At 69.9% G+C, this 26176-nt stretch carries 25 protein-coding genes and 1 pseudogene; 15 read left to right on the top strand and 11 right to left on the bottom strand.

The window, feature by feature from the left end:
• Positions 1-180 precede the first annotated feature (180 nt).
• A complete protein-coding gene (locus tag OG507_RS04235; RefSeq protein ID WP_327365772.1) occupies positions 181-357 on the bottom strand; it encodes a hypothetical protein in 177 nt (58 codons plus the stop codon).
• A gap of 487 nt (positions 358-844) precedes the next feature.
• Positions 845-1405, bottom strand: coding sequence for an ester cyclase (locus OG507_RS04245; protein WP_327365773.1), 561 nt, complete (start codon positions 1403-1405; stop codon positions 845-847).
• A 115-nt stretch (positions 1406-1520) separates the two neighbouring features.
• Here OG507_RS04245 and OG507_RS04250 point away from each other — a divergent pair, with 115 nt between their 5' ends.
• Together OG507_RS04250 and OG507_RS04255 are read left to right on the top strand one after the other, a co-directional pair.
• On the top strand, positions 1521-2141 hold the full coding sequence (locus tag OG507_RS04250; RefSeq protein WP_327365774.1) for a TetR/AcrR family transcriptional regulator: 621 nt from the start codon (positions 1521-1523) through the stop codon (positions 2139-2141).
• 99 nt (positions 2142-2240) lie between these two features.
• Positions 2241-2414 carry an NAD(P)H-dependent oxidoreductase gene (locus tag OG507_RS04255; RefSeq protein ID WP_327365776.1) on the top strand — a complete coding sequence of 58 codons (174 nt, stop codon included), beginning with the start codon at positions 2241-2243 and terminating at the stop codon, positions 2412-2414.
• Positions 2415-2600: 186 nt separating this feature from the next.
• Here OG507_RS04255 and OG507_RS04260 read toward each other — a convergent pair whose 3' ends face one another.
• On the bottom strand, positions 2601-3173 hold the full coding sequence (locus tag OG507_RS04260; protein WP_327365777.1) for a TetR/AcrR family transcriptional regulator: 573 nt from the start codon (positions 3171-3173) through the stop codon (positions 2601-2603).
• 130 nt (positions 3174-3303) lie between these two features.
• On the opposite strand from OG507_RS04260, the gene OG507_RS04265 reads away from it, so the two are divergent.
• Positions 3304-4416: an IS630 family transposase gene (locus OG507_RS04265; protein ID WP_327365137.1), complete on the top strand. Its 1113-nt coding sequence runs from the start codon at positions 3304-3306 to the stop codon at positions 4414-4416.
• Between the two features lie 130 nt (positions 4417-4546).
• Positions 4547-5266: a hypothetical protein gene (locus tag OG507_RS04270; protein WP_327365778.1), complete on the top strand. Its 720-nt coding sequence runs from the start codon at positions 4547-4549 to the stop codon at positions 5264-5266.
• 128 nt (positions 5267-5394) lie between these two features.
• Here the strand turns inward: OG507_RS04270 and OG507_RS04275 are convergent, their stop codons facing one another.
• Positions 5395-6015 carry a TetR/AcrR family transcriptional regulator gene (locus OG507_RS04275; RefSeq protein ID WP_327365779.1) on the bottom strand — a complete coding sequence of 207 codons (621 nt, stop codon included), beginning with the start codon at positions 6013-6015 and terminating at the stop codon, positions 5395-5397.
• A 132-nt stretch (positions 6016-6147) separates the two neighbouring features.
• Positions 6148-6759 carry an NAD(P)H:quinone oxidoreductase gene (wrbA, locus tag OG507_RS04280; RefSeq protein WP_327365780.1) on the bottom strand — a complete coding sequence of 204 codons (612 nt, stop codon included), beginning with the start codon at positions 6757-6759 and terminating at the stop codon, positions 6148-6150.
• Positions 6760-6978: 219 nt separating this feature from the next.
• Here wrbA and OG507_RS04285 point away from each other — a divergent pair, with 219 nt between their 5' ends.
• The 4 genes from OG507_RS04285 to OG507_RS04300 all read left to right on the top strand — a co-directional run bounded on the left by OG507_RS04285 (position 6979) and on the right by OG507_RS04300 (position 10464).
• Positions 6979-7692 (top strand): SDR family NAD(P)-dependent oxidoreductase, encoded by a 714-nt coding sequence (locus OG507_RS04285; RefSeq protein ID WP_327365781.1) that lies wholly within the window; start codon positions 6979-6981, stop codon positions 7690-7692.
• 259 nt (positions 7693-7951) lie between these two features.
• Positions 7952-8317: a YybH family protein gene (locus tag OG507_RS04290; protein WP_327365782.1), complete on the top strand. Its 366-nt coding sequence runs from the start codon at positions 7952-7954 to the stop codon at positions 8315-8317.
• A 71-nt stretch (positions 8318-8388) separates the two neighbouring features.
• Positions 8389-8691, top strand: coding sequence for a muconolactone Delta-isomerase family protein (locus tag OG507_RS04295; RefSeq protein WP_327365783.1), 303 nt, complete (start codon positions 8389-8391; stop codon positions 8689-8691).
• A 387-nt stretch (positions 8692-9078) separates the two neighbouring features.
• Positions 9079-10464 (top strand): MFS transporter, encoded by a 1386-nt coding sequence (locus tag OG507_RS04300; protein WP_327365784.1) that lies wholly within the window; start codon positions 9079-9081, stop codon positions 10462-10464.
• A gap of 72 nt (positions 10465-10536) precedes the next feature.
• On the opposite strand, the gene OG507_RS04305 is transcribed toward OG507_RS04300, so the two are convergent.
• Both OG507_RS04305 and lnt read right to left on the bottom strand, forming a co-directional pair.
• Positions 10537-11016 (bottom strand): NUDIX hydrolase, encoded by a 480-nt coding sequence (locus OG507_RS04305; protein WP_327365786.1) that lies wholly within the window; start codon positions 11014-11016, stop codon positions 10537-10539.
• Positions 11017-11046: 30 nt separating this feature from the next.
• Positions 11047-12636: an apolipoprotein N-acyltransferase gene (gene lnt, locus OG507_RS04310; RefSeq protein WP_327365787.1), complete on the bottom strand. Its 1590-nt coding sequence runs from the start codon at positions 12634-12636 to the stop codon at positions 11047-11049.
• 189 nt (positions 12637-12825) lie between these two features.
• Between lnt and OG507_RS04315 the strand changes: the two genes are divergently transcribed.
• Positions 12826-13950, top strand: a complete 1125-nt coding sequence (locus OG507_RS04315; RefSeq protein WP_442810940.1) for an O-antigen ligase family protein — start codon at positions 12826-12828, stop codon at positions 13948-13950.
• 33 nt (positions 13951-13983) lie between these two features.
• On the opposite strand, the gene OG507_RS04320 is transcribed toward OG507_RS04315, so the two are convergent.
• Together OG507_RS04320 and OG507_RS04325 are read right to left on the bottom strand one after the other, a co-directional pair.
• On the bottom strand, positions 13984-14547 hold the full coding sequence (locus OG507_RS04320; protein ID WP_327365788.1) for a hypothetical protein: 564 nt from the start codon (positions 14545-14547) through the stop codon (positions 13984-13986).
• 59 nt (positions 14548-14606) lie between these two features.
• Positions 14607-15392 (bottom strand): glutamate racemase, encoded by a 786-nt coding sequence (locus OG507_RS04325; protein ID WP_327365789.1) that lies wholly within the window; start codon positions 15390-15392, stop codon positions 14607-14609.
• A gap of 58 nt (positions 15393-15450) precedes the next feature.
• Here OG507_RS04325 and OG507_RS04330 point away from each other — a divergent pair, with 58 nt between their 5' ends.
• Entirely contained in the window at positions 15451-16623 is a 1173-nt protein-coding gene (locus OG507_RS04330) for a glycosyltransferase (protein ID WP_327365790.1), read from the top strand.
• A gap of 52 nt (positions 16624-16675) precedes the next feature.
• Here the strand turns inward: OG507_RS04330 and OG507_RS04335 are convergent, their stop codons facing one another.
• Positions 16676-18019, bottom strand: coding sequence for a TerD family protein (locus OG507_RS04335; RefSeq protein WP_327365791.1), 1344 nt, complete (start codon positions 18017-18019; stop codon positions 16676-16678).
• 254 nt (positions 18020-18273) lie between these two features.
• Between OG507_RS04335 and OG507_RS04340 the strand changes: the two genes are divergently transcribed.
• The 3 genes from OG507_RS04340 to OG507_RS04350 all read left to right on the top strand — a co-directional run bounded on the left by OG507_RS04340 (position 18274) and on the right by OG507_RS04350 (position 22203).
• Positions 18274-18744, top strand: a complete 471-nt coding sequence (locus OG507_RS04340; RefSeq protein WP_327365792.1) for a DUF6643 family protein — start codon at positions 18274-18276, stop codon at positions 18742-18744.
• Positions 18745-19007: 263 nt separating this feature from the next.
• Positions 19008-19616 (top strand): Rv1733c family protein, encoded by a 609-nt coding sequence (locus OG507_RS04345; RefSeq protein WP_327365793.1) that lies wholly within the window; start codon positions 19008-19010, stop codon positions 19614-19616.
• A gap of 151 nt (positions 19617-19767) precedes the next feature.
• Entirely contained in the window at positions 19768-22203 is a 2436-nt protein-coding gene (locus OG507_RS04350; RefSeq protein WP_327365794.1) for a right-handed parallel beta-helix repeat-containing protein, read from the top strand.
• Here OG507_RS04350 and OG507_RS04355 read toward each other — a convergent pair.
• Positions 22176-24628: pseudogene (locus tag OG507_RS04355) on the bottom strand (hypothetical protein); the annotation flags it as partial. The gene OG507_RS04350 and the pseudogene OG507_RS04355 sit on opposite strands and share 28 nt — an antisense overlap.
• 127 nt (positions 24629-24755) lie before the next feature.
• Between OG507_RS04355 and OG507_RS04360 the strand changes: the two are divergent.
• Positions 24756-25592 carry a DeoR/GlpR family DNA-binding transcription regulator gene (locus OG507_RS04360; protein WP_327365795.1) on the top strand — a complete coding sequence of 279 codons (837 nt, stop codon included), beginning with the start codon at positions 24756-24758 and terminating at the stop codon, positions 25590-25592.
• Between the two features lie 65 nt (positions 25593-25657).
• Positions 25658-26110 (top strand): SRPBCC family protein, encoded by a 453-nt coding sequence (locus OG507_RS04365; RefSeq protein ID WP_327365796.1) that lies wholly within the window; start codon positions 25658-25660, stop codon positions 26108-26110.
• The last annotated feature ends 66 nt before the right edge of the window (positions 26111-26176 follow it).

Consider the following 26176-nt stretch of genomic DNA (forward strand, 5'->3'; position numbering starts at 1 on the left):
CGTCAGAACGCCTGGAGGAAGCAGCCGCAGGCGATCACCGCGGCGGCCGTCACGGACACAACGGCGGTCAGGGTTCTCCGGATCTTCACTGGGACTCCTGGGGGAAGGGAGATGGTTCGGTCCTCGCGCGCCGTGGACAGTGACGTACGAGGATCAGGCGGGTCGCGGTCCCGGATGACTTCAGAGGCAGACGCGCACCAGCCACTCGTCGGCGTCGTACGCCTCTCTCATCGGATCGTGCGAGACGGCCGGCCGCTCTTCGGTCATGTCTTCCAGGCGGATGCGCTCCGGCAACGTGCCGAACCGCTGATGCCGGACTTCCTGCGCCGGGTCCTCGGACTTGGCCTGGTCTCCCATTTCGACGTCTCCTCCATGCAGTGGGGCCCCACGGTGGGTGGCAGCCGCTTCGTGTGGTCGACGGTGCTCGGCCGACGGTATGCCGCCCGGTACCCGGTACTCGCACACAGAGCCTGACGACTCCGTACAGCCGATGGTCACACCTCCATCATCACCGGTCAAGACGGTGATGCGTCACACGGCAGCCACCTGCTCGACTGGTGATGGTCGACGTCGTCGTCCGTACAGCCATGACGCTCGGCACGGTGACGCCTACTGCGGTGAGGAGCTTGCCGTCTCCGGCCCTGATTCTTGTGTACGCGGCGGGCAGCGCAGGCCGCCCTGGGCACGATGGCGGTGTTCGCAGGAATGCTGATCACCTACAGAGCCGGCTGGTTCCGAGGCTCCGGCCGAGCTTCGGGCCCGACCGACGCCGACCGCAGGTCGGGCAGTCACGAGCGCGGGAGGGGTACCTGCCGCGATCGTCCGTGCGGAGCGGGCGTCCAGTTCAGCGGCTTCGCTCCATGAGGGCGGCCGCCTCGGCCGCCTGCGCCGTGACATGGACGGCGGCGCGAGCGGCACGCCCGGTCAGCTTCCAGGCGACCATGCGCAGCGCGGTGGCCGGAGCGGGTGGAAAGACGCCGATCTGTCCCAGCATGGTGATGTCGTCGCGCACCGCCTCGTGGCCGACCACCTTGCCCTCGCGCAGATCAAGGACGTGGATCTGCTCGAAGTCGATCTCACGTCCTGTTGCGGGGACGGCCTGGTCGAGCGAGCCGTCGCGGAAGCGCACGAAGGGACCCGTGTGGCGTCCCAGCATGCGCAGCCGGACCCACACCTGCCGGTCGTTGCCGGCCGTCTCCACGATCGGGAAGCGCAGCTCACCGAAGGCGGAGCGCATCCAGGCCCCCGAGGCAAGCACTCCCGCGGGGCCCGGGATCGAGCAGGGCGAGGGTGCCACGGCCGCTTCACGGTTGCGGAAGTCCGCCGCGACCACATCGGCGGCCAGATCCGCGTCCCCGGTTTCGAGAACGCGGAAGAGCCCCTGCGCAAGTTCAGCAGCGCTCATCCCCATGATCGGTCACACCTCTCGTCACGGGCGACCCGCGCGACGCGGATGGCCCTCAATTCGAGTAGTAGCGTACCTAATCATTAGGTCATCAAGGAAAACCTAGGATGGAGTGATGCCCTCCAAGCGCTCCTATGTCTCCCCGTTGCGCGAACAGTCCGCCGCGCGAACCCGCGAGCAGATCCTCCAGCGGGCCACCGAGCTGTTCGCGAACCGCGGCTACGGACTCGTGACCGTCGCAGACATCGCGTCCGCCGCCGGCGTCTCCCCCAAGACGGTGTTCGCGAGCGTCGGCAGCAAGGGCGACATCCTGGACCGGATCGTGGACCAGGGCGTGTCCGCGTCCGGCCACGAGCGGGCGGTACGGCACCTGCTCAGCCTGCGGACACCCGAGGCGGTCCTGGACACACTCGCCCGGGGCACACGAGCGGGCAACGAAGGACACTTCCCCGTACACGAGGCGATCCACAAGGCGTGGCCGGTTCATGAGAACGGTGCGGCCCTGTGGGAGCGAGCCACGGCGGCCTACCGGGACGCCCTGACGACGGCCGCGCACCACCTCCACACCTTGAGCCCTGCGCCTCTCTACGGAGAGCAGGAGACGGCGGACGCGCTGTGGTTCTGGTTCGGCCCGTCCGGCTGGCGCTCGCTCGTGGTCGACAACGGCTGGCCATGGGCCCGGGCCGAGGAATTCCTGCGCCGCACGGCCACCGTCACCCTGTACTCGCACCCGTAAGCGCCCGACCGCCCGCAGCGCGGCTCCCGAGCCCGAACGGCCAGGACATCCGCAACGGCATCGCACTCGCGTGCAGAAGCAGGCCCTCCTGCGCGCAGGATGTTCTTCGACTGCCTCGAAGGCACGGCACTGGAGGCCACACCGGCGCTGATCGTCGCCACCGGCGGCACCGGACGAAACTCACTCGTAGTGGACCGCGTACTGCGACCGATTTTCGCCCATCTGCGCACAGTGGTCATGCCCACCGCGGTGTTCTACGCACCGGAGGGCTGAGGTGCCGGCCACGGCGAATGGCCTCGTCGGGCGTATCGCCAGAGCAGTCTGGAAACCGGCCCACGAGGCGGAGCGGCGCGAAACGCCGGTCCTCCCGTATGCCGGCGACGACCCCGAGCCGCTCAGTGGCAGGTGAATCCGGCGCGAGCCGAACCTGGGGGCGGGCAGGCGGCCGAGGCCCGCGACTCACCGCAGCAAGACACCGAAGACGACCGTGAAGAACGCCTCGAACGAGCGAGCCGAACGGTCGGCCCGAGCGCTGGTCAGTGAGCCTTCCCACGCGCTCAGCACGAAGCGCGCCAAGGTGGACGCCTCCAGCGTCTTCGCCACCTCACCGGATTGCTGGGCATCCGTGATGGCGCAGGCCAGAGCGTCGGCCCAGGCCTGGAAACTGTCGCGCACCGTCGCACGGACCGCATCGCTGTGATCGGCGACCTCGACGGCGAGGTCACCCACGAGGCAGCCCCGGTTGAATTCTGTCTCGATGTTCTCGTCGCGCAGAAACTCGAAGTGCTCACGCAGCCGGGTCAGCGGAGCGACCGACCGGTCATGCAACCTCTCCAACCCCCGGGTGGCGCCGTACCGGTCCAGCGCGACAACGGCCAGGGCTTCCTTGCTCGGGAAGTGGTTGTAGAAGGACCCCTTGGGGGCGCCGGCGGCATCGGTGATGTCCTTCACCCCCGTGGCCGCGTAGCCACGAGCATGAAACCGCTCGACCGCCGCAGCGATGAGATTCTCCCGCAGGCTCGCTCTGGGCACCGCTGAACCTCCTCAGTTCTCCCAGTAAGACGATCGGTCACATTCGACGATAGCAGACCGCCCCCTATTGGACGGCGGCTGATGTCAGCAGCTAGTGTCTCGTGATTCCGTCAGCGTTACTTGATCTTGTATGGCAGGGTCTCTTGGTGTGGAGATCTCCGTGGAACAGGCCGCCGAGTTGCGGGAGTTGGTGAACAGTCGGGACGTTCCTGCGGACATAGCAACGCGGGGCCGGATCGTGCTGTGGTCGAGTGAGGGGCGTCGGCGCAAGGACATTGCGGAGCTGCTCGGGGTGTCGCTGCCGACCGTGGACCGCTGGAAGATCCGCTATGCCGAGCAGGGCCTGGCCGGGCTGGAAGGTGAGCGTCCCGGTGGCGCGCGGGAACAGGTGCCGGCGCGGGTGCGGGCCCGGGTGATCGCGCTGACGCGCATGACGCCGCCGGACGGCACGGGGCTTTCGCGCTGGTCCACGCGGGAGTTGGCGAAGTATCTGGAGCGGGCCGAGAACATCACCGTGTCCTGGCACTACATCGCGCGCGTCTGGCGGGAGGAAAGCCTGAAGCCGCACCGGTCCGGCACCTTCAAGATTTCCAAAGATCCCGCGTTCGCGGAGAAGGTGGCCGACGTGATCGGCCTGTATCTGGCCCCGCCGGGCGGCGCGGTGGTCCTCTCGATCGACGAGAAGACGCAGATCCAGGCGCTGGACCGGACCCAGCCGGTGCTGCCGGTCGCCTTCGCGGCGAGCGAGAAGCGCACCGCCGACTACGTCCGGCACGGCACCACGAACCTGTTCGCCGCCCTGAACGTCACCACTGGTGAAGTGCTCGGCGAGTGCAGGCCGACCCGGAACGGCAAGGATTTCCTGGCCTTCTTGAAGAAGGCGGTGAAACCGCACGCCGGGAAGGACATCCATGTCGTCCTGGACAACCTCTCGACGCACACCACCCCGGAGGTCAAGGAGTGGCTGGTCAAGAACCCGCAAGTCCACTTCCATTTCACTCCCGTCGGTTCCTCGTGGCTGAACCAGATCGAGATCTGGTTCGGAATCCTGACCCGGCAGTCCATCCGCCGCGGCACGTTCTCCAGCGTCAACGTCCTGATCAAACAGATCCGCGACTACATCAACTCCTGGAACACGACAGCGAAACCGTTCACTTGGACCGCGACCGCCGGCGAGGTCCTCGCGAAGGTCCGACTCGTCGCGACCAACGTGAAGAAACTCGTTAATAACAACTCGAACTGACATGAACAGGATCACGAGACACTAGCGCACCCACGTGAGGGGAAGCGCAGAGGCGCAGCTTGCTCCGCTTAAGACGACCGGTCATTATGAGAGGCAAGCGACCCCCATCACCACACAGGAGAACAGCACCATGAGTGATCTCACGGCCAAGGTCATAACGGCACACGGCGGCATGGACCGCTACTCGCAGTACGAGTCGGTCACGGTCGACTTCCGCTCCGCAGGGGCGCTGTGGGCGGTGAAAGGGCAGGAGGGCGTCTTCGACCGCGCTGCCGTGCGAGTCGACCTGCATCGACAGCACGCGAGCCACTACCCCTTCACCGCACCGGGCCTGCGCACCTCCTTCACCGCCGAGCGCGTGGCCGTGGAGAACGACTCCGGCGAGGTGCAGGCCGAGCGCCGGTCACCCCGGGACGCCTTTGCGGGTCACACCCTCGAAACCCCTTGGGACGACCTGCACGTCGCCTACTTCGCCGGTTACGCGATGTGGACGTACCTGACGTCACCCTTCACTTTCACCTCCCCCGGTTTCCGAACCGAGGAGCTGCCCGCTGTGACCGAGGGGGGCGAGACGTGGGCCCGGCTCAAGGTCACGTTCCCCGAGAACCTTGCGACGCACAGCCGGGAGCAGGTCTTCTACTTCGACAAGGACGGACTGCTCCGCAGGCACGACTACACCGCGGAGGTCCTCAACGCCGGACCGGCCGCGCACTACACCTTCGATCACGCGGAGTTCGGCGGGATCGTGGTCCCCACCAGGCGCCGCGTCCACCCGCTCGGAGAGGGAGGTGTGGTGGTGCGCGACATCGAACTCGTCACAATCGACATCGAGGACGTCAAGTTCGCGTGACGCCGGCCCGGCCCTCCGAACGACTCTCACCCCTTGGCCTCTCGAAGGCCAAGGGGTGGGAGTCGAGGTCCGCGCCGGCACATACCCCGCTCCGTCCAGGGTTCGCAGCCGGTACCGAGCGACCCCGGTCAGACTGCAGCCACACCCGGTTCGGGGGCGCGCGCTCCCAGAAGAGCGAGGCAGTTCGACCAGAGGGCATCGAGCTGAGCGGTGTTGTTGTAGAGCTTCGCGAACAACACCTGCCCCTCCAACTGCGCGACGACGGAACGGGCGGCCTCACGAACATCGGCGACCGTCACATCACCGCGCTCCGCGGCTGCCGCGATCACCTCTTCCACCAAGTCGACCTGGGCATCGAAGATCTCCTGCAGACGCTCCCGGATGGCCTCCGTCTGGTTGCTCAGCTCCAGCGTGAGGTTGCCGAACATGCACCCGGACACGGTTCCGCACGTCGCCTGTCCTGCGCGCTGGGCGGCAGCGGTCTCCTCGAAGAGCTGCCGGAGCCGCAGCAGGGGCTCCTGGTCGCTCCGCAGAGCGCGATCCCATTCGCGTCGCTGAGTAGCCCACTGCTCATCGAGCACGGCCAGCGCCAAGACTTCCTTGGACTCGAAGAAGTAGTAGAAGCTGCCCTTGGGCACAGCAGCCGTCTTGCAGATCTCCGCCACGCCCAGCGCCGAGTATCCCCGCAGTTCGATCAAAGACTGCGCAGCACTGAGAATCTTGCCCCTGGCATCGCTCGTCCGTCCCATGGCTTCAGTATACGACCATTCGACTACTGGGTAAGCAAACCGGTCATCTAGCACTTCCGCCGGATACGACCGCAGGTCGGCGCCGCTGCGAGCAGCGGCGCCGACCTGCGCGTAGGGGAAGAACCCGTCCTGCTACGCGGCAGCCTTCAGGTTCGCGGCGATCTTCACGACGCGCTCCGCCTGATGGCGCGCGGCGGCGCGCGTGGTGTCGTTCACTGGCAGGGTGCCCTGCCCGTCCACGTGGGAGGTGCCGTAGGGGTTGCCGTCCAGGAACTTGACCGGGTCGGTGAATCCCGGAGCGACGACGATGCCTCCGAAGTGGTGGACCGAGGTGTACAACGCCTGGAGTGTCGTCTCCTGCCCTGCGTGGGCGGTCGCGGACGACGTGAAGCCGCTGTAGACCTTGTCGGCCAGCTTGCCCTGCGCCCAGAGGCCTCCAAGGGTGTCCATGAACTGCTTGAGCTGGGCGGACAGATTGCCGAAGCGCGTCGCGGTGCCGAACAGAACCGCGTCGGCCCACTCGATGTCGTCCACGGACGCCTCCGGGATGTCGACCGTGGCGGCATGGTTGGCGGCCCACGCCGGGTTCGACTGAATGGCTTCCCAGGGAGCGAGCTCCGCCGCCTTCACCAGGCGGACTTCGGCGCCGGCCTTGACCGCGGCATCGCGCAGTTCCCTGGCGATCTCGGTGATGGTGCCGGTGGAGGAGTAGTAGACGATTGCGACGTTCACGGGAGTGGTCACGGTCATGGTTTCCATTCATGGGTGAGCGGAAGGGTCGGAAGTAGTAGCCGACCGGTCTAGTAGAAATGTAGACGACCGGTCTACAAACAACAAGGCCACCCAGTGCACCCTCCGTCTCGCCACGAACGAGAGCGTTCCACATTGACCGGTGTCGACCGGTCGTCTACTTTTATATGACCGGTCGGCTAGCACCGCTTCCACCATCCACGAGAGGCCGTCATGAATACTCAGGGACAGAAGGTCGCCGTCATCACCGGCGCATCGCAGGGCATCGGCGCAGGGCTCGTCACCGCCTACCGCAAGCTGGGCTACGCCGTCGTCGCCACCTCGCGCAGCATGGAGGAGTCCAGTGACGCCGACATTCTCACCATCCGGGGGGACATCGCCGACCGCGCCACCGCCGAGCACGTCATCGCGGCGGGCCTGGAGCGGTTCGGCCGCATCGACACGCTCGTCAACAACGCCGGCGTCTTCGTCTCCAAGCCGTTCACCGAGTTCACCGAAGACGATTACGACAAGGTGATGGGGGTGAACGTCAACGGCTTCTTCCGCATCAGCCAGCTCGTGATCGAGCAGATGCTCAAGCAGGGTGGCGGACACATCGTGCAGATCACGACCAGCCTCGTCGAGCACCCCAACTCCAACGTGCCCTCCGTACTCGCCTCCCTGTCCAAGGGCGGCCTCCAGGCCGCCACCAAGGCTCTGGCCATCGAGTACGCCTCCCGGGGGATCCGCTCCAACGCGGTCGCCCTGGGCACGATCAAGACGCCCATGCACCCGGAGCAGTACCACGCCGCGCTCGCCGAACTGCACCCCGTGGGCCGCATGGGCGAGATCAGCGACATCGCCGACGCGGTGCTCTACCTGGAAAACGCCCCATTCGTCACCGGTGCGATCCTGCCCGTCGACGGTGGGCAGACCGCCGGGCACTGACCCCGCCGGGCACCCTGGGCCGACGCCACCGCCCCGCAAAGGACGGGATGAGGAGTTTCCCGTGGCTTCACCATTGGCCTCCACTTCACCGACACCTGCAGCGATTCGGTGCCCCTCGGTACCCCGCTCTGCATGACCCGACCGACCCGAGGTGCAGAAGGTGGCCGGACTGCCCGACGCCTGGCGATGCCGGGTCGGGGCCGGGACCAGCCCCATGAACTACGAGAGCCGTTGCCGAACAAGAAAGAGGACCAGGACCATGACTCACCCCATGCAAGAAGTGCTCGACCGGTGGAAGGCTGCCTTCGACAACCACCAGCCGGACGTGATCGCGCAGTTGTACACCCCGGACGCGCTCTTCCAGGGCTTCGGACCGACAGTTGTGGTCGGCCGGGACGCGGTACGCGCGTACTACGAGGCAGTCGACGCCGACCGGCGGGCCGATGTGACGGTCCTTCACACCTACACCCTCGACGACCAGGTCGCCGGCGGCTTCGCCGACATCACCTTCAGCGGTGCGGACGGCTGGGAGGCCAAGGTCCACCTGTCCCTCGTCCTGCACCGCGAGTACGACGACTGGAAGATCCGCCAGTATCACGTCTCCCGGGTCATCACCCAGGACTGACGCTGCCCTGTCACCCGCACTCCCCTCGATCGTCGGCGTCCATGGCGCCTCGGCTGCATTGGAGAAAGACCATGCGTGAATTCCTCGTCGAGCTCACCACGACCGTTCCCGAAGGCACCGACCCGGCCGAGGTCGACCGGATCCGCGCCGCGGAATCCGTACGCGCCGGAGAACTCGCGGCCGACGGGCACCTCGTACGCCTGTGGCGCCCTGTCGGAGAGGTGCGCAGCATCGGCCTGTGGCGCGCCGACGACGAATCCGGGCTACGGGAGAAGGTGCTCGGCACCCTGCCGCTGTGGCCCTGGATGACCGCGGCCATCACCCCGCTGCAATCCCACCCCAATGACCCCGGCAGCGCCGGCCCAGCCGCCTGACACCTCTCACGGCCACCCCCGGCCGGTCCACCGCGACGCAGCTCCGCAACGAGCCTGTTCGGTGAGCAGCCCAAGGCTCCGTCGACTGCCAGCCGCCCACTCCGCACCGAATTGCCCGATTACAACACAACGCAGTCAGCACCAAGTCGGCGCAGGAGTCAGCACTGCCCTCGCGAAATATGCCGAACAGTGCAACCCGGACAGCCCTCCCCTGCGCGGCCTCCCCACCCCACCATGCGGAGACAGACCCGCACCCCCTCCCCGTAGCGGCAGCCCGCACACTGCGCACCGGAACTATGGTGTCCCGCCACATACGCCCCTGACCTGGCCCTTCCTACGGTATGGCGACACAGCAACGTCCCCGCCAAACATCCGGAAGTGGTACCCATGGCCGCCCCAGCAACCTCCCCACCAGCACCGTCGAACCTCCGCCGGATCGTCGCCGCAAGTCTCATAGGGACCACCATCGAGTGGTACGACTTCTTCCTGTACGGGTCAGCTGCCGCGCTGGTCTTCAACAAGCTGTTCTTCCCGGAGTCCGACCCGCTCGTCGGCACGCTCCTCTCCTTCCTCACCTACGCGATCGGCTTCGCCGCCCGGCCGCTCGGAGCCCTGGTGTTCGGGCACTTCGGCGACCGGCTGGGCCGCAAGAAGCTGCTGGTGCTCAGTCTGCTGATGATGGGCGGAGCGACGTTCGCCATCGGGCTGCTGCCCACGCATGCCACGGTCGGGGCAGCCGCCCCCGTACTGCTCACCGTCCTGCGTCTGGTGCAGGGCTTCGCCCTCGGTGGTGAGTGGGGCGGGGCTGTGCTGCTGGTGTCGGAACACGGGGACGCCAAGCGGCGCGGGTTCTGGGCCTCCTGGCCGCAAACAGGTGCGCCGGCCGGGCAGTTGCTCGCCACCGGGGTGCTCGCCGCGCTCACCGCGCTGATGTCGGACTCCGCCTTCGAAGCCTGGGGCTGGCGCATCCCGTTCCTGCTCTCGGGCGTACTGGTGATCGTCGGCCTGTGGATTCGTCTCTCTGTCGATGAATCGCCGGTGTTCAAGGCCGCGCTGGCACAGGCCGAGGGACGCAAGGCGGTCGCCTCGGCGGCCGAGAAGATGCCTCTCGTCGCCGTCCTTCGCCACCACTGGCGCGATGTGCTCATCGCCATGGGCGCCAGGATGGCGGAGAACATCAGCTACTACGTGATCACCGCGTTCATCCTCGTGTACGCGACGACGGCCGCGGACCTGAACAGGCAGACGGCGCTGAACGCCGTGCTCATCGCCTCCGCCGTCCACTTCGCGGTCATCCCGGTGTGGGGCGCGCTGTCGGACCGGTTCGGCCGCAAACCCATCTATCTGGTCGGGGCGGTCGGTGTGGGGCTGTGGATGTTCCCGTTCTTCGCGCTGATCGACAGCAGCAGCTTCGCAAGCCTGCTGCTCGCCGTCACGGTCGGACTCATCTTCCACGGCGCGATGTACGCACCCCAAGCGGCCTTCTTCTCGGAGATGTTCGCGACCCGGATGCGGTACTCGGGTGCATCGATCGGTGCCCAGTTCTCGTCGGTCGCGGCCGGTGCCCCGGCGCCGCTCATCGCCACCGCGCTGCTGGAGAAGTACCACAGCTCGACACTGATCTCGCTGTACGTGATCGCCGCGGCGCTCATCACCGTCCTGGCGGTCGCCTGCGCCAAGGAGACCAGGGACCGGGATCTCGCGGACATCGAGGGAGCCACCGCGGAGGCGGACGCACCCGCGGCGCTGTCCGCCGACGCCCGTACCGTCTGAGCCGTACCTGCCGTACCTGCCGAACTCGCCGGACGGGCCGGGAAACCGGTCCCGTCCGGCGAGCGGCGTGTGTCAGTGCTGAGGAGTGGGTTCGAACCAGGTGGGTTCGTCGGTCAGCGACTGCTTGATCCGGAAGAGACCGAACTCGGTCAACGGCGGCAGCGCGTCCACCGGGAACCAGCCCACCTCCAGAGACTCGTCGTCATTGACGCGCGCCTCGCCGCCGGTCGCCCGGCAGCGGAAGGTGACGTCCAGATACTGGCAGCGGTCGCCATTGGCGTACTCCACCGGTTCCAGAGCCTGGGTGAGCACCACACGCTCCGCCACACAGTGCACGGCGGTCTCCTCGTACACCTCGCGCTCCGCCGTCCTCGCCGGCTGCTCACCCGGCTCGCTGATACCGCCGATGACCGCCCACTGGCCGGTGTCGGCGCGGCGCCCGAGCAGCACTCTTCCCTCGTCGTCGAAGACCACGGCGGTGACGCCCGGCAGCAGGAGCAGCTGGTGGCCCGCGGTGGCGCGGATCTCGCGGATGAAGTCAGGAGTAGCCATGAGCCGACTCTACGTGGCGCGCGCGACGGATCAGCGGCTCCGCCGGAGCCGTACCGAACGCATGAGGACCCAGCCGAGACCCGCCACCGCGACCAGTGCGAGCACCCCTTCGGGGAGCGAGCCCATCCGCGTCGCGGGTGTCAGCGAGGACCTCAGCGGCACCTCGTCCACGAGTGCGTCCGCGGTGAACAGCTTGGTCTTCTGGACGATCGTCCCGTCCGGGCGGATGACCGCGCTGACCCCGCTGGTGACGGGGACGACGACGGACCTGCTGTGCTCGACGGCCCGCACCCTGGACATGGCCAGCTGCTGATAGGTCATCTCGCTGCGTCCGAAGGTGGCGTTGTTGCTGGGTACGGCGATCAGCTGGCTGCCGTGCTCGACGGTGTCCCGTACGGCGTCGTCGAAGGCGGCTTCGTAGCAGGTGACAAGCCCCACCCGGGTGCCCGCCAGATCGAAGACGCCGACCTTCTTGCCCGGTCCGAAGTCGCGCTGCACCCGGTCGACGTCCGAGCTGAAGACGCGTGCGACGGAACGCATCGGCATGTACTCGCCGAAGGGCTGGATGTGGCGCTTGTCGTACGTGGCGACAGGGCCGCCGTTCGGGTCCCACTGGATGAGGGTGTTGCGCAGCTTGCCGGTGTCGGGCTCGACGACCGCGCCGACCACGGTGGGGGCGTTGATGGCCTTCACGGCCTCGTCGATGACGATCCGCGCGTCCGCGTTGCGGTAGGGGTCGAGGTCGGAGGAGTTCTCGGGCCACAGGACGAAGTCGGGCTGCGGCACCTTGCCCGCCTTCACCTCGCGGGCGAGCTGTTCGGTACGGCGTACGTGGTTGTCGAGGACGGCGCGGCGCTGGGAGTTGAAGTCGAGTCCGAGGCGCGGCACATTGCCCTGGATCGCCGCGACGGTCGCGGTGCCGTCCTGCGCCGAGTCGTCGACGAGCGGCAGCGCGGCCAGCGCCCCGGCCAGGGGTACGAGGACGGTTACAGCTGCGGCGGCGACCGCGGCTCGGGGGACCTGACCGGTGCTGCGGTACGTACGGAAGGAACGCACCGCTTCGAAGAGGCCGAAGCCGCACAGCACCACCGCGAACGAGAGCAGCGGTGTGCCGCCGACGGCCGCGAGCGGCAGGAATACGCTGTCCGCCTGTCCGAACGCGATCTTGCCCCAGGGGAAGCCGCCGAAGGGCACCCTGGCCCGGATCCCCTCGTCCAGGGCCCAGACAGCGGCGCCCCACACCGGCCACCAGGCGAGGCGGGACACCGCGGCGATCCCGACGCAGCCGACCGCGACGAACAGCGCCTCGGCGGCGGCGAGTGCCAGCCACGGCACCGGACCGACCTCCTCGCCCGTCCAGTTCAGCAGCGGCAGCATGAAGCCCAGTCCCGCGAGGAGGCCGAGACCGAACGCGGCGCGCAGCCTGCGCTCGTGCAGCACCCAGCCGAGCAGCGCGAAACCGGGCAGAACCAGCCACCACAGGGGCCGGGGCGGGAAGCTCAGGTACAGCAGCACGCCCGAGATCACGGCTGCTGCGGGCCGAACGAGCCTCAGCTGCCTCCCACGGGGAACGGAAGCAGGCTGCGTAGGCTCGTCGACTGAGGTGATGGTGGCGCTCACCCGGCGGAGTCTACGGTGGTCAGCTGTGTGTCCGGCAGTCCTGCCCGCGTACTGGAACCCTGCGTGCCGGATCGTTTCGTCACTTTCCCGCACAGATCCGGGCCGCTGCCGTTACCGTGTCCGCCAGTCCCCGCCGAACGGCCGGATCCGGCCGTTGAGTACGGGACGGTCACAGGTCGGGGGGCGCGCGTGACGATTGCACCAGCGGGGCGGGGCCGGACGCGGGAACGCGGCAACGCCTCCGACGTGGCCGGGGCCGTGATTCTCGCCGCCTGCGCGATCTGGTCGTTGATCAGCGCCGCCGGGCACGAGACCGGACCGGAGGGTGTGCTGCTGGCTCTGCTCGCCGTCGCCGCGGGCTTCGCCTGCGGACGGATCTGCGGAACGCTGCTGCCGGTGGCGACCGCCACGGTCGCCGCGGTCGGGGCGCTCCTCATGGGCCTCCTCTCGCGCCATGGCATGCCGGGCGCCACGGCCACGGTGGACACGGCGCCCGGTCACACCGGGGCCGCCGCCGCACTGCTGGTGCTCGCAGCGGGCGCCGCGTGCTGCGCGGCGGCGGCGGCCCGGCAGGCACCGCTGCGGTTCACCCTGCGGCTGCTGGCGTTCGGTACGGCCTGCGCCGCGCTGCAGCTGCGCTCGGTGGCCGGATTCGCCGCGGCACTCGGGGTGCTGCTCTGTTCGCTGGCCGCAGCCCGCATGCGGCAGCGGCTGCTCGGTCTCGCCGGGCTCGCGCTGGCCACCGGCCTCGTCGTCGGCATGTCATGGGCGGTCGCCGCGGACACTCTGCCCCAGGGCCTCATGGTGTCCCTGGAGGGTCCGCTCACCGCGAACCGGGTGCAGCTGTGGCAGGACGCGCTGGAGCTGGCCCACGAGCATCCGGTTCTGGGCGTCGGCCCCGGGCGGTTCGCCGAACTGAGCCCGACCGTGGAGCAGACCGTCCGCTCCGACGGCAGACCGCACTCGGCGCCGCTGCAGCAGGCGGCCGAGCAGGGGGTGGTCGGGGTGGTGCTGCTGGGCTCGGCCTTCGGCTGGCTGCTGTACGTGCTGTGGCGGTCGCCCCGCACCACGGCCGTCGTTCTGACTGCGGGGGCCGCGCTGGCCGCACTCGCGGTGCTGGCGAGCGTCGGCAATGCCCTCAGCTTCACGCCGGTGACCGCGGGGGCGGGGCTGCTCGCGGGGCTGGCATCGGCCCGGCGGCCCATCGGCGACGGTACGACGGGGGCGGACGGGGCGCGTGGTGCGGGCGGGACCGCCCATGGTCCTCGTGGCAGAGCCCGCCGCGCGCGGCCGACGGACCGCACCCCGCTCTGAGCCGTCCCGGGCCCCCCGGCCCGCCTCCTGCGATCAGGCCCCGGCGGGCGCGCCGGTCGCCGGCAGATGCAGGCGCTCGCGGATGAACCGTACGCCCGCTTCCGCGTCGTCGACCGTGATGGTGAACGTCCTGTCGTCACCGAGCCGGAGCACCAGGCCCTCGCCCCTGCGGACCACCACGGCCGTGCCCTGCTCCGGGCGCCAGCGGCAGCCCCAGCCGCCCCACTGGCGCGGGGTGACCTCGGGTACGAACTCCGCACCCACCACATGGGTGAGCAGAATCCGGCGGCGTGGCAGGCCCAAGTGGCCGCAGCGCACTTCGATGGCGTCCCCGTCGACCCTGACGGCCACGTTCACGAAGGCGAGAGTGCCGAACAGCATGAGCAGTCCGGCGGCGACACAACCGGTCACGGCCATCAGCAGCGCAATGATTCCGGAGGCCCAGTCGGAGGTGACGGCCAGCTGGATGCCGAGCGCCAGACAGGCCGCGCCACCGGCGGCGAGTACCCACTGGGCCCGGTTGGTGGCCCGGCCGATCCAGACGTCGGAGTGGGGGTCTGCTCCGGTGTGCCTCGGTTTTCGGGGGTGGTCCCTCATGTCAAGCAGCGTACTCAGGATTCCGCACGCCGGGGATGAGTCCAACGGCCCGCGCAGGGTCAGCGGGCGGGGCTGACGGCCCCCAGCAGCTGCCCTTCCGCGTAGGCCAGAGCGGCCTGTGGCAGGTCGCCGGTGCGTCCGCCGAGGAGGACGGTGAGACTCGCGGTGGGTTCGGCCGACGGAGCGGGTTCGGCCCCGATCCGGCGCAGTGCCTGGGCGGCGACGGCACCGGCGGAGCCGTGCAGTGCGGCGGGAGGCAGAACGGGCTGCCGCACCGCCGCACGGATGCGTTCGGCGACCAGTTCGTAATGGGTGCACCCCAGGACCACGGCTCGCACATCGCGCGGGGTGAGTGCGGCGGCCGCCCCGATGGCCCGGTCGATCGCCGCTTCGTCCGCGTGCTCCACGGCGTCGGCGAGACCCGGGCATGGGACCTCGGTGACGGCGACGGAGCGGGCGAATTCCCGGATGAGACCGCGCTGGTACGGGCTGCCCGTGGTGGCGGGCGTCGCCCAGATCGCGACGGGGCCGCCATCGGCGACGGACGGCTTGATCGCGGGAACGGTGCCGATGACCGGCAACGCCGGCTCCAGCTCGGCGCGGAGCGCCGGCAGTGCGTGTACGGAGGCCGTGTTGCAGGCGACGATCAGTGCGTCGGGCCGGTGAGCGGCGGCCGCGCGGGCCACAGCCAGCGCGCGCGCGGTGACATCCTCGGGGGTACGCGGCCCCCAGGGCATGCTGCCGGGGTCGCTGGAGAGCACCAGATCGGCGTCGGGCCTCAGTCGGCGTACGGCGGCGGCCGCCGCGAGCAGGCCGATTCCGGAGTCCATGAGCGCGATCTTCACCCGGTCACCATAGTCGACCGCCCTTGCGGTTCCGGCACAGTGGGGCAGACTGCGGCGAATGAGCGCCGTTGCCTGGATCGCCGTGGGTTCGCTGGCCGCATGGGTGTGGCTGCTGCTGGGACAGGGGTTCTTCTGGCGGACCGACCAGCGGCTGCCACGCCGCGAGGCCCCGGAGCGCTGGCCCTTTGTGGCGATCGTCGTGCCCGCACGTGACGAGGCCGACATGCTTCCGGTGAGCCTGCCATCACTGCTGGCGCAGGACTATCCGGGGGCCGCGGAGATCTTCCTCGTCGACGACTGCAGCAAGGACGGCACCGGAGATGTCGCCCGGGCCCTGTCCGTACGGCACGGAGGCCTGCCCGTGACGGTGGTGTCGCCCGGTGAGCCGGAGCCGGGCTGGACGGGCAAGCTCTGGGCCGTGCGGCACGGGATCTCGCTGGCCCGGGCCCGGGAACCGGAGTATCTGCTGCTCACGGACGCCGATATCGCCCATGAGCCGGACAGTCTGCGGGAGCTGGTCGCCGCCGCCGAGTCGGGCGGCTTCGACATGGTCTCGCAGATGGCCCGGTTGCGGGTGTCGAGTGTCTGGGAGCGGCTGGTCGTGCCGGCCTTCGTCTACTTCTTCTCACAGCTCTATCCGTTCCGGTGGGTGAACCGGGCGCGGGCCCGGACGGCCGCGGCGGCCGGCGGCTGCGTGCTGCTGCGGACGGAGGCGGCGGACCGGGCGCGGGTGCCGGAGTCGATCCGGCAGGCGGTGATCGACGATGTGTCGCTGGCGCGGGCGGTGCAGCGCAGTGGCGGGCGGATCTGGCTGGGGCTCGCGGAGCGGGTGGACAGCGTGCGGCCGTATCCGCGGCTGGCGGATCTGTGGCGGATGGTGTCGCGGAGCGCGTACGCCCAGTTGCGGCACAGTCCGCTGCTGCTCCTGGGGACGGTGCTGGGGCTCGCGCTGGTCTATCTCGCGCCGCCGGTCACGCTCGTCGCCGGGCTGCTGGGCGGTGCGCCGGTGGCTGCGTGGGCGGGCGGGCTGGCGTGGGCGGTGATGGCCGGGTCGTACATGCCGATGCTGGGCTACTACCGGCAGTCGCTCTGGCTGGCGCCGCTGCTGCCGTTCACCGCGGTGCTGTATCTGCTGATGACGGTCGATTCGGCGGTGCAGCACCACCGGGGCCGGGGCGCGGCCTGGAAGGGGCGTACATACGCCCGTCCCGAGGCCGCGCCGGACCGCTGAGCGGAGCCGGCCGTGGGGCCATGGCCGCGGTGGCGTCCGGACTCGTGCCGGGTCACTTACGGCCGGGTGTCCAGTTCATGCCCCATCCGTAGGCGTAGTCGATGGTGCGCTGCGGGCTCACCCCGCGCTCGGGTACGAGATAGCGGGCCTCGCGCTGGACCGTGAGGTCTCCCCCGTTGTTGGTGAGGAGCGCGAGGGCGCAGACGGTGGACGGCACGGTGCATTCGTCCAGTGAGAAGTCGATCGGGGCACCGTGCTGCGGCTGGAGGGTGACAGTGGCATGGAGATCGGCGAAACTCCGGGCGCCCTCATAGATGGTGACGAAGATCAGGACGCGACGGAGCTTGCCCTTCTGGTCGAGGTTGACCGTGAGGTTCTCACCGGTGGAGACGGCCCCGGTGCGGTCGTCTCCGTCGAGATGGATATACGGCGGCTGCCGGAGTGCGCCGAACGCGTTTCCGAGGGCCTGCACGACTCCCTTGCGGCCGTCGGTGAGTTCGTAGAGGGCGCAGAGATCAAGATCGAGATCCGCGTGGTTGGCGACCGCCCTGCCGAGTTTGCTTCCCCAGCCCTTGAACTGTTTGCGCACTTCCCAGTTGAGATTGACTCGGAGGGTTCCCGAAGTGCCGCCCTGTTTGGCGAGGGAGACCGATGGAGCGTCCTTGGTGAGTGTCACCTTGGACAGCCGGACGGGCTGGGCGGCAGGAGGTGCGGGAGGCGCCGGGGGCGCCGTCGGCGGTGCGGGCGAAAGCACCGGCGGGGGTGGCGGAAGCTGGTCAACCCGCGTTCCGTGCGGGGGCTGTTGAGGCGGCAGGGGCTTCTGATACGGCTGAGACTGTTGCGGCTGCTGGGACTGCTGCGGCTCATCGACGGAAATACCGAAGTCCGTCGCGAGACCTTCGAGGCCGGTGCCGTATCCCTGGCCGACGGCGCGGAATTTCCAGGAGCCCTGGCGGCGGTAGAGCTCCCCGAGAATGAATGCGGTCTCCACCGTCGCGTCCGCGCTGTCGAAGCGCGCGATCTCCGAGCCGTCCGCCACGTCCGTGATCCGTACGTACAGTCCCGTCACCTGTCCGAAGGTGCCGCCGTCCGCGGAGGCCGCCAGGACCACACGCTCGATGACCGGCTCGATGCGCGCCAGATCCACCGCGAGGCTGTCCGTCGCCCCGTCGCCGGAGGTCCGCTTGCCCTCGTGGCGTACCGCACCGGATGCGTGGGAGGGCTGGTTGTAAAAGACGAAGTCCGCGTCGTTGCGCACCTTTCCCGATACGAGAAGGATCGCCGAGCCGTCCACATCCGGTGTCCCCGGGGAGGTGCGCCACCCCAATTCGACCCGCACGGCCTGAGCCGCCACCGGAACATTGGTTCCCTTTAGCATGGTCATGCTCGCCCCCATCGCGAGTCCGGCTGCCCGACTTTCCCCCGCCAACCTAATCCCCGGCCCCGTGCGAGGCCCACAGTGGCGCAGATCCCGACTGTCGATCCGCCGGTAACCCCTCGTGAACTTGCCCTTTACACGATCTCAACGCGTCCGGACGCCCTTTTTTCCCAAGTTCGCTCGCATTGGGGATCGTGGTTCACTCACAACCCGTAAAACAACCCTCTTATCGGGCTCCCCAACCAGCACATCGTGGGCTTAACTTAGGTGTCATGACCTCCCCCCGCTCCACCTACGGCGGCGGCTACTACGCCGCACCGTCGTTCCCCGACACTCCGATCTACGACTCCCTGGTCGCGGAGCGGGGTACCCCTCAGATCGCTCCGATCCGAGTGCCTGCCGCCTATGACACCGGCAACAGCTATCTGCCGGCTCTCCCGGCGGCCCTGCCGGCCCTTCCCCCGGCACCTTCCCAGCCCACCCAGTCCTACGGCTACCCGCAGCCGGCCCAGCAGGGTTATGCGCCGATGCAGCCCGCACAGTTGCAGCAGACCCCGGCGCCGTACATCCCGCAGCAGCCGACCGCGGCCCGCGGTGGGTACCAGGCGCCCTATCCGCAGCAGCAGCGGCCCGCGCCCGGCACCGGCTACGAGGCGATGCGTCCGGCGTCGCCGCGCCCCGCCCCGGCGCCCTCGCCCTACGAGGACCCGTACAACCGCCCGTACCAGGGCCGGGGGTACTGAGCCGGACACAGCACACACGGTCGCACGAGGTCGTCGTCGAGCCATGGGGACTCGACGGCAGCCTCGGCGTTCCCCGCACCGGCGGCGCGGCCCCTCGGGGCTCACGCGCGCCCCGGAGGGACCGTCGGGTCCGGCCGGGTGAAACGGGGAACTCACGGGGGTGGTCAGCGCGTTGACCGGGTGAGGTTGCTCTCTCTTCGCTGCTTCGGCGAGCGAAGCGTGCCGTATCGCGTTAAGACGGATACGGAAGGGGGTGCGGGACTGTGCGAGCGGTTACGGGAGTGTGGCGCTGGCGGCGCAATCCCCTGCGCCGCGCCACCGACCGGTGCGAGGCATGGGTGGCTCTTGTCGCGCTGCTCCTCATGCTGCTGGCCGCGCCGGCAGTGGGCTGGGTGTGCGGTTCGCTCACCGACGACGCCCTGCAGAAATCGGTGCGGGCCCAGCAGGCCAAGCGTCATGCCACGACCGCGGTCGTGCTGCGCCGGGCGCGGGGCACGGCGCATTTCGCCACCGATCCCGAGGTGTCCTCGGAGCGCACCACGCAGACCGCGGTGGTGGCGCGCTGGAAGGCCCCGGACGGCACGGACCGCCGCGGTACGGTGACCACCACCTCCCACAGGACGGGTCCCGGGGCCGAGGTGGAGATCTGGACGGACCTCGAAGGACGCCCCGCGCTGCGGCCCATGGATGCTCCGACGGCCCATACGCATGCGGTGCTGGCCGGGTTCGGGGTGATGTTGCTCGCCGTCGGTCTGATCGAGGGCGGCAGGCGTCTGATCGTCTGGCACATGGTGCGGGGGCGGTACATCCGGATCGACCGGGCCTGGTCGAAGGCCGGTCCGGACTGGGGCAGGACCGGAACCGGCAGCTGATCAGCTGCGGATCGGGTCAACTCCCGCCCGCCGCGCGCGCTACGGTGGACCGGCCTGCCCGCTTCCTCGGTGGGCGGCCCGGGGTTCGTCGCTGCCTGAAGGCCGGTGACACGGGCATCACACACGCACGAGGTGGGGGCACAACAGCGCCATGGCACAGGGCACGGTCCAGGTGACGCACACCGGCACATCGCGGTGGCGGCGCCGCACAGGCGAATACGCCTCCCTCACCGCAGCCCTGGAGGCCGCGGCGGACGGCGATGTCCTCACCATCGCGCCCGGCACCTACCGGGAGAATCTGGTCCTGCACCGCGCGGTGACGCTGCGCGGCCCCGAGGGCTCGGTCGGTTCCGTACGGATCGCGCCGGTCGACGGCGTGCCGCTGACCGTCCGAGCGTCCGCCGTCGTCTCCGACCTGCATGTGGAGGGCCAGGACTCGACGGCCCCGGCGCTGCTCGTCGAGGACGGCGCGCCGGAGCTCGCGGATCTGCGGATCGTCACGCGTTCGGCCGCCGGGATCGAGGTGCGCGGCGCCGCCCGGCCGAACGTGCGCCGGTGCACGGTCGACAACCCGGCCGGGGTCGGCATAGCCGTACTCGACGGCGCGGGCGGGGTGTTCGAGCAGTGCGAGGTCGTCTCGGCCGGCCAGTCCGGTATCTCGGTACGTGACGGCGCGCATCCGCGTCTTGAGCGCTGCCGGGTCCACCATGCATCGGGCGCCGGGCTGAGCGTCACCGGCGAGGGCAGCGGTCTGGAGGCCGTCGGCTGCGAGGTGTACGAGATCAAGGGCAGCGGCATACAGGTGACCGCTCGCGCGGCCGCCCACCTCACCGACTGCACGGTGCACCGCACTTCGGCGGACGGGATCACGCTCGACACCGACGCCGTGCTGACGCTCGCCGACTGCGACATCCACGACATCCCCGAGAACGCGGTGGATCTGCGTTCCCGCTCGGTCCTCACTCTGACCCGCTCCACGGTGCGCCGCTTCGGCCGAAACGGTCTGTCGGTCTGGGATCCCGGCACCCGTGTCGATGCCAACCAGTGCGAGATCCATGACAGTACGGGCGATTACCCGGCGGTCTGGGTGAGCGACGGGGCCACCGTGATACTGGACTCCTGCCGGGTCCATGACGTGCCGGACGCCATCTTCGTGCTCGACCGGGGTTCGCGCGCCGATGTGGTCGACAGCGATCTGTCCCAGATCCGCAACACCGCGGTTTCCGTGAGCGACGGGGCGACCGCCCAACTCGACGACTGCCGCATCCGCGAGGCGTCCACCGGTGCCTGGTTCCGCGATCACGGCAGCGGCGGCACACTGAACAACTGCACCATCGACGCGGCACAGACCGGAGTGATCGTCACCAAGGGCGCCGACCCGACGATCGAGCGCTGCACGGTCACCTCGCCCGCCGAGGCCGGTTTCTATGTCTCCGCCGAGGGCCGCGGCACCTTCCACAGCTGCCGGGTCACCGGCAGCGAGGGCTATGGCTTCCATGTGATGGACGGCTGCCGTACGACACTGACCCATTGCCGCACCGAGCGGTGCGCCCGCGGTGGTTACGAGTTCGCCGAGGGCGGCTCCCACGGCGACGGCCAGGGAGCGGGGCCCGTCGTGGAGGACTGCACGAGCGACGAGAGCGCGCTGCGCACACCCGCTCCCCCGGCCCCGGCCGTGGTGACGGCGACCCAGTCGGCCCCCGGGCTGCTCGGCGCCATCCCCGCACAGCGTGCCGTCGAACCCGCCCCGGCCGAGGTGCCCGCCGCCGGGCCGGTGCGCGCGTCGGACGCCGTCCTCGGTGAACTGGACGCGCTGGTGGGCCTGGACAGCGTCAAGCGCGAGGTGCGCGCCCTCACGGACATGATCGAGGTCGGCCGCCGTCGCCAGGAGGCCGGGCTCAAGGCCGCGTCGGTACGGCGCCATCTCGTCTTCACCGGCTCACCCGGCACCGGCAAGACCACCGTGGCCCGGCTGTACGGCGAGATCCTCGCCTCGCTCGGGGTGCTGGAGCGGGGCCATCTGGTCGAGGTGTCCCGCGTCGATCTGGTCGGCGAGCACATCGGCTCGACAGCGATCCGCACCCAGGAGGCCTTCGACCGGGCTCGCGGCGGGGTGTTGTTCGTCGACGAGGCGTACGCCCTGTCACCCGAGGACTCCGGCCGGGACTTCGGCCGGGAGGCGATAGACACGCTCGTGAAGCTGATGGAGGACCACCGGGACGCGGTGGTCGTCATCGTCGCCGGGTACACCCATGAGATGGAGCGGTTCCTCACCGTCAACCCCGGTGTGGCGTCCCGTTTCTCACGGACCATCACCTTCAGCGACTACGAGCCCGCCGAGCTGCTGCGGATCGTCGGGCAGCAGGCCGACGAGCAGGAGTACAGCCTGGCCTCCGGGACCGGGGAAGCGCTGCTGAAGTACTTCACGGAGCTTCCCAAGGGCCCGGCCTTCGGTAATGGCCGCACGGCCCGCCAGACCTTCGAGTCGATGGTGGAGCGGCATGCGGGCCGGGTCGCCCAGCTCACCGAGCCGAGCACGGACGACCTCACGCTCCTGCACCCGGAGGATCTGCCGGAGCTCCCCTGAGCCGCAAGGCCTCCTCGGCTCCCTCCCCGTCGGCCTGGCGCGGCAGGACCGGTACCAGCCGGTCCAGCAGCGCGGCCCGCTCCTGGGCAAAGACCGGGTCGGCCTGGTAGTCCGAGTGCCCCAGGACGGGTTCGGGCAGCGGATGTTCGGGGGTGCGTCCGTAGACCAGGGGGTCCTTCAGCGGTCCCCGGTCCACATCGGGCCCCGGTCCCTCGTCGAGGCGGACCCGGCCGCCGATCGGGTCGGTGGCCCGCCACAGATTGCGCCAGCAGTGCACGGACCGGTGCAGTCCGTGCATCGGTCCGGGCCCGAAGTAGGCCGGGAACCAGCGTGCGTACAGTCGCTCGATCGGCGATCCGTAGGTGAGCAGGGCGACCCGGCTCCGGGTCTCGGCGGGCAGCTGCCAGACCGCGGACGCCGCGAGGACGCTGCCCTGGGAGTGGCCGGAGATGACGAGCCGGCCGCGGGTCCGCCCGGTCCAGCCGGACATCCGTGACGCCAGGTCGGGGACGGCGCGCTCGGCGTAGCAGGGCGGTGCGAAGGGGTGGGCGGCGCGCGGCCAGAACGTACCTACGTCCCAGAGGATGCCGATGGTGCGCCGGGCCGAGGCGTCGCGGTAGGCCCGCCGCCCCCAGGTGACGAAGAGTATGAAGCCGAGTCCGACCATCCAGGAGCCGGTCGACTGGGCGGCCTCGGCAGCGGACTCGACGAACGCGCCGCTTCCCTCCATCGCGAGCCCGGGAACCTCACCGCTCGCCCAGGCCCCGCCGACCGCCGCCGCGCCCAGCAGCAGCGCGGCGCCGGAAACCGGGCCGAGGATCCAGGACGCGGAGTCGGTGAGGGCGGCCGTGGCCCGGATCCGGGCGATCTGCCGGGTACGGGCGGGGTCGGGCAGCTCCTGGCCGTACTCCCGGTCGACCTCGGGTCCCAGGGCGCGGGCGGTGAGCCAGGTGCGTACGAGCAGCAGGATGCCGGGAATCACCAGCAGCATCAGCAGAACGGGGATGACCGAGGCCTGCCAGCTGAGCAGCACCGGCGGCCCTTCCAGGACGGTGTTGCCGCCCATGCCCGGGGTGCCTGAGCCGTCGAGCCAGTCGGCGACGCGCTGGGCGACCCCGCCGGTCATGACGCCGCCGAGGGCGCACGCGAGCATGGCGACCACCGGTCCGCCGAGTCCGTACATGACGGTGCGGGGTGCGGGGGTCTTGCGGTACAGGCCCAGTGACACCACGGCGAGGCCGACGACGAGCGCGCCCTGGCCGAGCGTGAGGACGCTGAAGGTGATGTCGCCGGGCAGGGCGCCCGCCGACATCCAGGCGGGCCGTGACCAGGCCGCGTACACCGCGGCGAGGACGAGCAGGGTCAGGGCGGCGCCCGGCAGACAGGTGATGAGGGCGCGGTCGAGACGCTGGTCGAGGCGTCGTTCGCTGCGGCCGCGGCGGCAGACCACCCAGAGCACGACGAGCGCGCCCAGGACCAGCGCCGCCTCGATCAGCCGGCCGAGGATCGCCGGCACGGGGCCGATGACTGTGCGGTCGTGGCGGGCCGCGGCGCCCGCGACGGACGCGGCGACGGTGAGGAATCCGGCGGCGGTGTGGGCGGCGCGCAGCCGGGCGACCAGCCGGCGGCCGTACCAGAATCCGGGCCGGCTGAGGGCCGAACGGCCACCGGCCGTGGCGCCGGGGGCGATCGGGTCGTGCGCAGTGCCGGGATCGGCGGCGTCCGGTTCGGATCCGGTGAGCGGGCGCTGTGATTCGTACGCGCTCCAGGTCCGGTTGGACAGGAACCAGAGCAGCCCCACCAGCGCGGTGGGCACCAGCGCGGCAAGGGCGAGTCTCCGGCCCGGCTGGGACCACCAGCCGCCCTGTGCCGTCGACAGGAAACCCAGCCAGGACCGCCGGTTCGAGCAGTCCGGCACTCCGGCGCACTGCCAGGCCGTCAGATCGAGCGCGACCTCGCAGGCCGCCGCGGTCAACAGGACCGTGAGGCTGAGCCCCAGGAGCCGGACGAGCACGCCGTACAGGCGCACCGCGCGCGTACGGCCCCGGGCGCTGGGGCGCATCCAGTGGGCGAGGTTGACCACCATGAAGGGGAGCAGCAGCAGCCACAGGGCGCGGGAGCTGTTGCCGGAGGTGAGGTTGGACCAGCAGTAGGCCTCGGCGATGGGACGGTCGCGGTATCGCTCCGGGTGCTGTTCGGCATCCAGGTCCGCGGCGCTCCGGTAGATGGCGGCGGTCGCGTCGCCGGTGACCCGGACCGGACGAGGATCGTCGAGCATCTCCTGCGGGGTGGCACCGCCCACGCCATGGACCAGCAGTTCCAGCGCGGGTCCCGGACTCTGCGGGGCCTGGTTGGCAGGGGGCACTGGAGTGACTCGCTCTCTCGGTCGTGGAAGGGGATGCTGATGCACGGTCACCAGGATCATGGAGGAAGAGCGCTGTACGCATCGCTCTCACGGAATCTCCCCAGTGCGACGGCCGACGACACCGCGTGGCAGGATGAGCCCGTCCGAAGAGACTGTTGTACGGCCAGAGGGAAGGACCGGACCGGCGTTGAGCGAGAATCAGAACCTGCTCGCGGAGCAGCGGCGCGCCCTGATCCTCGACGAGGTGCGCAGGCGTGGCGGGGTCCGGGTCAATGAGCTGACCCGCAAGCTGAGCGTCTCCGACATGACCGTGCGCCGGGATCTGGACGCGCTGGCCCGCCAGGGTGTGATCGAGAAGGTGCACGGCGGGGCCGTGCCGGTGGTCGAGGCCAGTACGCACGAGCCCGGTTTCGAGGCCAAGTCGGCCCTGGAGCTGACCGCCAAGGAGGACATCGCGCGGGCGGCCGCGGCGATGGCGGTGCCCGGCAGCGCCATCGCGCTCTCCGGCGGTACGACGACATACGCACTCGCCCAACAGCTGCTGGACGTACCGGATCTCACGGTGGTGACCAACTCGGTGCGGGTCGCCGATGTGTTCCACACGGCACAGCGTTCGGGGGCGGCGGGCACGGCACGCACCGGGGCCGCCACGGTGGTGCTCACCGGTGGGGTACGGACCCCGTCGGACTCGCTGGTCGGCCCGGTCGCCGATCAGGCGATCGCCTCGCTCCACTTCGATGTGCTGTTCCTCGGGGTGCATGGCATCTCGGTGGAGGCCGGGCTTTCCACACCGAATCTGGCGGAGGCCGAGACCAACCGCCGTTTCGTACATGCGGCGCGGCGTGTGGTGGTGGTCGCCGACCACACCAAGTGGGGCACGGTGGGCCTGAGTTCGTTCGCGACGCTGGAGCAGGTGGACACGTTCGTGACGGACGCGGGTCTGTCGGCCGCCGCCCGCGAGGAGATCGAGGAGCATCTGCCGGGCCTGCTGGTGGCGGGCCGCACGGGGGACGGCGATTCCTGAGCCGTCGGACAGCATGTGGCTTCCGCTTGGCTCGCAATGGCCTGCGCACGGCCTAGGATCGTGCTGTGGCCGTCTTCCGGATCGAGCGCTTCACGCCCCTGCCCGCAGCCGAGTCCTGGCGCCGGGTGACCGACTGGGAGCGGCACGCCGCACATGTACCGCTGACCACGATCACCGTCCCCGCGGGGCGGCCGACCGGGATCGGAACGGTCTTCGTGGCACGCACGGGCGTGGGTCCGCTGGGATTCGACGATCCGATGGAAGTGGTGCGGTGGACGCCGCCCGCAGCCGGGCGCGCGGGGCTGTGCCGACTGGAGAAGCGCGGTTCGCTGATGCTGGGCCGGGCGGCGATCGATGTGTATCCGACGGATTCCGGCTCCCATGTGGTGTGGGTGGAGGAGCTGAGCGTCCGGCTGCTCCCGCACTGGGCCGATTCATTGATCGCCGGAGCGGGCCGCCGGGTCTTCGGCCGGGTGCTCGACGGCATGCTGGACCGTCCTGCGCTGCCGCAACCGTAGTGCGGTTCGGCTGAACGGGGCCGGTGGTGAGGCGGGGGGCCCGTGTGCGGCCGTTCGGAGTCCTCC

The sequence above is a fragment of the Streptomyces sp. NBC_01217 genome (genome assembly GCF_035994185.1).
Lineage (GTDB): Bacteria > Actinomycetota > Actinomycetes > Streptomycetales > Streptomycetaceae > Streptomyces.